This is a genomic window from Arthrobacter sp. H14, assembly GCF_000520495.1.
Classification (GTDB): domain Bacteria; phylum Actinomycetota; class Actinomycetes; order Actinomycetales; family Micrococcaceae; genus Arthrobacter_C.
In genome coordinates this window covers 69,347-75,200 of record NZ_KI914647.1, presented here as the reverse complement: position 1 = coordinate 75,200, position 5,854 = coordinate 69,347, and the positions used below count along the sequence as shown (strand labels likewise).

Genomic DNA, 5,854 nt, shown 5'->3' with positions numbered 1-5,854 from the left:
GAACAACTGGAGGAAGAGTGGTTGCTGGCGGCCGAGCTGCTCTCCTAGGCGCATTGACTGCAGGCTGCGTGCTGGCGCCGTCCTCGGTGGGCGCATTGACGCCGGACATGCAAAACTAGCTTCATGACTGAACTGCATGAACCGCGCCAGCGACCGTTCGGTGCGGTGATCGAAGCTGCCCCGGATGTCGAGCCCCTGGTTGCCGGACTTCTTGAGGATGGGACCGAATCGGTCGAACTGGTGGCTGGCTTCGGACACATGGTCGGGCTGCATCTCGGAACAGTGCCCCGCCACGGCATCCGCGACGCTTTCGCCCAAGCCGGAATCACGGTCGAAGCAGTCGCAGCGCCGGTTGGGCTCAACGTGGAGCAGCCGGATGAAGGCGTGGTGGCCGACGTCGACGCTTACCTCACGCTGGCCGCCGACCTGGGTGCGCTGCGGCTGAAGTTGACTGCCGGTTCGCTGCCCGGATCGGCGGAGGGTGGCGAGCCAGGGACCGCCGCTCCCGGTGAACGAATCAGCCAACGGCTGGCCGCGGTCCTGGGCCGTGCCGCAGAACTTAAAGTACGGCTCGTCGTCGAAAACTCCGGGCTTGCCTCCGGGGCCGAGGAGTTGGCGGCAGTGCTGGAAGCGGCGACGTTCCCCGTCGGACCGGCTACCGGCGATGTGCCGGTTTCGACGACGGCGGAGAAGCAGACTTCCATCCCCGGTGACGATGGTCCTTCCGCGGGGGCCGCCTGGAATGTCCGCACATCGGTTGCTGCCGGTGAGACACCTGTCGTTTCCGCGAAGCTGCTGAAGCCCTACCTCGAAGGCGGCAGGGGCTACATTCTCTGCGAATCCGCCGCCGCGGCAACCGCCCTGCTTGACGCGGTACCGGAGATGGCGGGCGTTCCGGTTCTGATCGAAGCCGCGGACGAACCGGCCGCAACCGGCCACTAAATCTCCGGTTGGCCGGCCTTCTCCGGCTGGCCAGGCCACTCGCTCTGTTCGGCCTTCTCCGGCTGGCCAGGGTCTGACTGCAGGCGCGGATTCTGCTGCATGCCGCTCAATCCGTTCCAGGCAAGATTCACCAGATGCGCAGCAACGGCCTTCTTGTCAGGATGGCGCGAATCCAGCCACCACTGTCCCGTCATGGCAACCATGCCCACGAGCATCTGCGCATACATCGCACCGTCCCGGGCGTCGAAACCCCTGCGGCCGAACTCATCCGAAAGGATATGTTCGACCCGCGCCGTTACCTGCGAGAGCAGTGTTGAGAAGGCGCCCTCGGGCTGCGACGGCGGTGCGTCCCGGACCAGAATGCGGAACCCGTCAGTCCGGTTTTCGATGTAGTCCAGCAACGCAAGCGCAGCCCCTTCGACCAGCACGCGGGAACTGGCCTCGGTATTCAGCGCCGCGGTGATATCCCCGAGCAGGATGCGGAATTCGTTCTCCACCACTTCGGTGTAGAGACCTTCCTTGGAGCCGAACCGCTCGTAAATTACTGGTTTGGACACCCCCGCGACCAGCGCTATTTCCTCAATCGTGGTTCCATCCAGGCCGCGCAATGCGAACAAACCGCGTCCGACGTCGATCAATTGCGCACGCCTTTGTTCTCCGGTCATCCGGAATCTCGGACCGCCGTCGGATGTTCCCGCCCTAGTACCCACCCACCCATCCTAGGGTGATCCGGTTTTCCTCCCGTGCATCGGTTCCACTGCGCGTGCACGGCTTTCAAGTCGCATAAGGGTCCATGCACATGGCAGACTGGATGCTTGTGCAAGCGACGACGCTCCGGACCAGATCGTGGCGCCGGTGACGCACGCTGACCGCACGGTCCGCCCTGGTGTAATAGGCAGCACCCCAGCCTTTGGAGCTGTGGAGTATAGGTTCGAATCCTATGGGCGGAACAGCTTCAACGACGATTGAAGCAGGTTTGTCCCAACCGAGTAGGAGTGCCCAGCTGTGAGTTCGTCCGACGAACACCGCCCCGAGGCAACTGAAGCAACGCCGGCGGGAGACGCCACCGGACCACCGGCAGCAGTCATCGTTCTGGCGGCAGGCGCAGGAACCCGAATGAAGTCAAAGACGCCAAAGATCCTGCACGGCATCGGCGGCGTCTCCATGATCGGCCACGCGCTCGCTGCCGCACGCGGCTTGAACCCCGACGTCCTGGCCGTCACCGTCCGGCACGAGCGGGACCTGGTGGCCGAACATATCCGCGGGCTCGACGACGGCGCGCTGATCGTTGACCAGGATGAAATTCCGGGCACCGGCCGGGCCGTTGAGGTGGCGCTTCAGGCACTGGATCCCAACTTGTCCGGCACCGTCGTCGTGAGCTATGGCGACGTTCCCCTGTTGACCACCGAACGGCTGCAGGACCTGGTGGCAGCACACCAGGCCGAGGGCAACGCCGTCACCGTTTTGACCGCCGTGCTGGACGATGCCGCCGGCTACGGCCGTATCCTGCGGGCCGACGACGGCACCGTCACCGGGATCGTCGAGCATAAGGACGCGAGGCCGGAGCAGCGCGCGATCCGGGAGATCAATAGCGGCATTTACGCCTTCGACGCAAGCACTTTGAGGGCGGCACTTTCGCGGGTTTCGACTGAGAACGTCCAGGGTGAAAAGTACCTGACTGACGTGCTCAGCATCGCGCGCGATGCCGGTGGCCGGGTGGCAGCGCTGGTGTGTGATGACCGCTGGCAGGTTGAAGGCGCCAACGACCGCGTACAGCTGGCCGCGCTGTCTGCCGAGCACAACCGCCGCAACCTGGAACGCTGGATGCGCGCCGGCGTCACCGTAGTTGACCCCGCCACCACATGGATCGACTCGACGGTCACCCTCGATGAGGACGTCACCATCCTGCCCGGCACCCAACTGCACGGCGCAACGGTCATTGAACGCGACGCCGTCGTAGGTCCGGACACCACTCTGGACTCTGTGAAGGTGGGGCCTGGCGCCAAGGTTGTGCGCACCCACGGTTCCGATGCCGTCATTGGTGCCGGTGCCGACGTCGGACCCTTCGCCTACCTGCGGCCGGGCACTGTCCTGGGCGCGAAGGGCAAGATCGGCACCTTTGTGGAGACCAAGAACGCGGATATCGGTGCCGGGTCCAAAGTCCCGCATCTGAGCTACGTGGGCGATGCGACCATCGGTGAAGGCTCCAACATTGGCGCGGCTTCGGTCTTCGTCAATTACGACGGCGTGGCGAAGCATCACACGACCATTGGTTCCCACGTGCGGATGGGCAGCGACAACATGTACGTCGCGCCGGTGAATGTGGGCGATGGCGCCTATAGCGGCGCCGGAACCGTGATCCGCAAGGATGTGCCCGCCGGCGCACTGGCCATAAACGTGGCCCCGCAGCGCAATATGGACGGCTGGGTCCAGGCCAACCGGCCGGGAACCGCCGCCGCCGACGCTGCAGCCCGCGCCGCGGATACCTCCTCCGGCAGCGACGGCGCGCACTCCGGCTATGGCTCCGCCGCTCCCCAAGACTCTGCAACAGTTGAGAAAACCCCGCGAGAAAGTGATCCTTCATGACCGGTATCAAGATTCAGGGTGAAAAGAAACTTCTTCTCGCCTCAGGGCGGGCACATCCTGAACTGGCGGAGGAAATCGCTTCTGAATTGGGCACCGAACTGGTCCCCACCTCGGCGTACGACTTTGCCAACGGCGAGATCTACGTCCGGTTCGAGGAGAGCGTGCGCGGCTGCGATGCCTTCGTGATCCAGTCCCATACCGCTCCGATCAATCAGTGGATGATGGAGCAGCTGATTATGATTGACACGCTCAAGCGGGCATCCGCCAAACGGATCACGGTCGTCTCACCGTTCTACCCGTATGCACGCCAGGACAAAAAGCACCGCGGCCGCGAGCCAATCTCCGCACGCCTGATGGCGGATCTGTACAAGACGGCGGGCGCCGACCGGTTGATGTCCGTGGACTTGCACACAGCCCAGATCCAGGGTTTCTTCGACGGACCTGTGGACCACCTGATGGCCCTGCCGCTACTGGCCGATTACGTGCGCACCCGGATCGACGTCGACAATGTCACCGTGGTTTCGCCCGACACCGGCCGCGTGCGCGTGGCCGAGCAGTGGGCCGAACGCCTCGGTGGAGCACCGCTGGCCTTCGTGCACAAGTCGCGTGACGCCACCGTGCCGAACCAGGCCGTGTCCAAGCAGGTCGTCGGACAGATCGAAGGCCGCGATTGCGTGCTGATTGACGACATGATCGATACCGGCGGAACCATTGCCGGAGCTGTGCAGGTGCTGAAGAACGCGGGGGCGAAAGACGTTATCATCGCCTCCACGCATGGCGTCTTCTCCGACCCTGCCGCCCGCCGCCTGGCCGAATCCGGTGCCCGCGAGATTGTCGTGACCAATACGCTGCCGATCCCGGCCGAGAAGCGCTTCCGGAACCTGACTGTGCTCTCCATCGCCCCGCTGATTGCCCGTGCGGTGCGTGAAGTGTTCGACGACGGTTCCGTCACCAGCCTCTTCGACGGCAACGCCTAACAAGCCTCGCCCCGGGGCGTTGTGTGCGCTTCTCGAACATGAAGGTCCCGTACGAAGGCAGGATAAACTCACCCAGCCTTCGTACGGAACGTTCATCCTCGACGTCCGCTTATCCTGTTTTCGCACAAAGGGTTCGTGTTCGCCAGCGCTCACGATAGCGAGAGCGTTCTGGGTGGCATCTCCTGCGTGGCCGCAACGGCCCAGTCGGCCTTCGCAGGGGTAATCCTCCACAGCGGTCCGGCACCGGTGCGGAATGCACATAGCTGGGAGTGCGCGGTCCAGACGGTTGCAATTGCGGGCAACATGTTCACATGGACGTACCTCCTGAATGCAGAACCGACTCTCGCAAAGTCACCCCCCCCAGTCTTCCAGAGCAGCCGTCACCGCCCCGAAAGCCGCAAGGGTAAGCCATCTCGGAGTGGAGCTGCCTCGTCACAGGCTCTTATCGACTTCTGAACTATCCGCCATGGGGTTTTCCACGCGCCAGATCTCCGATGCGGCGACCCATGGTGAACTGGTCCGCATCAGACGCGGCGTGTACCTGCACGGCGAGGACTGGCGTAGTTTGGACCGCGGCCAGCGGGCGCTCTGCAAAATCCATGCGTTTCATCTCAGCACGGGCGGAACGACTGTCTACAGCCACTTTTCCGCCGCTCGTCTCCACGGCTGCTTCACCTGGAATGTGCCCGAAACGATTCACGTTACGCAGAAATTAAGTACGAAGAGGGACGCCTACGCTGACGATGTCGCGGTGCATACACGACCTGTTACCCGCCGGGATCTAACCGCTGTGGACGGCAGATGGGTTACTTCTTTGGAACGAACAGTTGTTGATTGCGCACGCGTATTGGAATTCCGGAAGGCGGTGATCATCGCGGACCATGCCCTCCGCCTCGGCGCTGATGCAGATCTGATGTGGCAGATCGCTTCGGAGAGTGCCGGCTCGCGCGGAATCAGGAATGTGCGCAGCGTCCTCGCCAACGCGAATGGCAGCTCTGAGTCACCGGGTGAAACCATGACTAGATTACTGATTGACCTCATCGATTTTCCGCCGGCCGAGTTGCAATACGACATCTCCACCAGGCTGGGCCTGTTCCGGGCAGACTTCGCCTGGCCCACTTGCAAGGTGATACTTGAATTCGACGGCAGGGACAAGTACTTCAACTATCAGCCGACGGAGAAGACCCTATTTGAAGAAAGACGGCGGGAGAAGGTTCTGATGGAGGCAGGATGGACATTCGTTAGGATTGAGTGGGCCGATCTTTTCAGCCCAAACGATCTGCAGAGAAGACTCACGCAGGCGATGAATGGCAGGGGCGCAAGCACTGGCTTGGCATCCTGACGGCTTC

5 protein-coding genes and 1 tRNA gene are annotated in these 5,854 nt (G+C 63.0%); 5 read left to right on the top strand and 1 reads right to left on the bottom strand.

Going from position 1 to position 5,854, the window contains the following annotated elements; translation table 11 throughout:
* The first annotated feature begins 123 nt into the window (after positions 1-123).
* The gene (locus tag Y707_RS0109495; RefSeq protein WP_026534905.1) at positions 124-942 is read left to right on the top strand and encodes an IolE/MocC family protein; all 819 of its coding nucleotides are present in this window, start codon (positions 124-126) and stop codon (positions 940-942) included.
* On the opposite strand, the gene Y707_RS24805 is transcribed toward Y707_RS0109495, so the two are convergent.
* Positions 939-1,607: a TetR/AcrR family transcriptional regulator gene (locus Y707_RS24805; protein ID WP_081744750.1), complete on the bottom strand. Its 669-nt coding sequence runs from the start codon at positions 1,605-1,607 to the stop codon at positions 939-941. The two genes, Y707_RS0109495 and Y707_RS24805, sit on opposite strands and share 4 nt — an antisense overlap.
* Positions 1,608-1,819: 212 nt before the next feature.
* Between Y707_RS24805 and Y707_RS0109485 the strand changes: the two genes are divergently transcribed.
* From Y707_RS0109485 to Y707_RS0109470, 4 genes are all read left to right on the top strand, one after another.
* Positions 1,820-1,892 (top strand) — tRNA-Gln (locus Y707_RS0109485).
* A 136-nt stretch (positions 1,893-2,028) separates the two neighbouring features.
* On the top strand, positions 2,029-3,528 hold the full coding sequence (gene glmU / locus Y707_RS24800; RefSeq protein WP_275451205.1) for a bifunctional UDP-N-acetylglucosamine diphosphorylase/glucosamine-1-phosphate N-acetyltransferase GlmU: 1,500 nt from the start codon (positions 2,029-2,031) through the stop codon (positions 3,526-3,528).
* A complete protein-coding gene (locus Y707_RS0109475; RefSeq protein WP_026534904.1) occupies positions 3,525-4,505 on the top strand; it encodes a ribose-phosphate diphosphokinase in 981 nt (326 codons plus the stop codon). Before glmU ends, Y707_RS0109475 begins: the two co-directional genes overlap by 4 nt.
* A gap of 418 nt (positions 4,506-4,923) precedes the next feature.
* On the top strand, positions 4,924-5,847 hold the full coding sequence (locus tag Y707_RS0109470; RefSeq protein WP_026534903.1) for a type IV toxin-antitoxin system AbiEi family antitoxin domain-containing protein: 924 nt from the start codon (positions 4,924-4,926) through the stop codon (positions 5,845-5,847).
* Positions 5,848-5,854 lie beyond the last annotated feature (7 nt).

Coding starts and splice junctions, on each gene's coding strand:
- Y707_RS0109495 (WP_026534905.1), top strand. CDS start 124: ATGACTGAACTGCATGAACCGCGCCAGCGACCGTTCGGTGCGGTGATC.
- Y707_RS24805 (WP_081744750.1), bottom strand. CDS start 1,607: ATGACCGGAGAACAAAGGCGTGCGCAATTGATCGACGTCGGACGCGGT.
- Y707_RS0109475 (WP_026534904.1), top strand. CDS start 3,525: ATGACCGGTATCAAGATTCAGGGTGAAAAGAAACTTCTTCTCGCCTCA.